The 398-nt window shown below is 47.2% G+C and carries 1 protein-coding gene; it reads right to left on the reverse strand.

Annotated elements, in window-relative coordinates; genetic code table 11:
- Positions 1–344: copper resistance protein B (locus tag B3M51_RS04635; protein ID WP_292757169.1), on the reverse strand; the 344-nt coding region annotated here is incomplete at its 3' end.
- Between the last annotated feature and the right edge of the window lie 54 nt (positions 345–398).

The following is a 398-nucleotide window of genomic DNA, read 5'->3' on the forward strand; positions in this document are numbered from 1 at the left end:
CCACGAAGTCCAACGCCGCCCTGTATTTCCCAAAAAGGAGCAATTAACCGGCTCGCCAACACCTCCGTACTTTCCAGTTCAGTGGGTTCACCATCATTTTGTTTATTCTCACCTTCACTTTTAAAATAAACCCGATTTGTGTCGCCACCGTACCAAGCCAACATATCCCAGACGATTAGGTTCTCATTATTGTCTGTACGGGTGAATTCCAGCCGATCAAATAAAACCTGCCCGGTTCGGTAAGACTCAATGGGTTCGGGCCAGTGATCCTCAGCGTGATCGGCAGAGACCGTGGTGCTCATTCCTGTAAAAACGAGCATTGTCATGATTGTAAGTTTGTTCATATCATCTCCTTAGCTGACCCTGACAACTCGAAACATCCCCGCCTTCATGTGATA

This window comes from Methylophaga sp. UBA2689, from assembly GCA_002354555.1.
GTDB lineage: Bacteria > Pseudomonadota > Gammaproteobacteria > Nitrosococcales > Methylophagaceae > Methylophaga.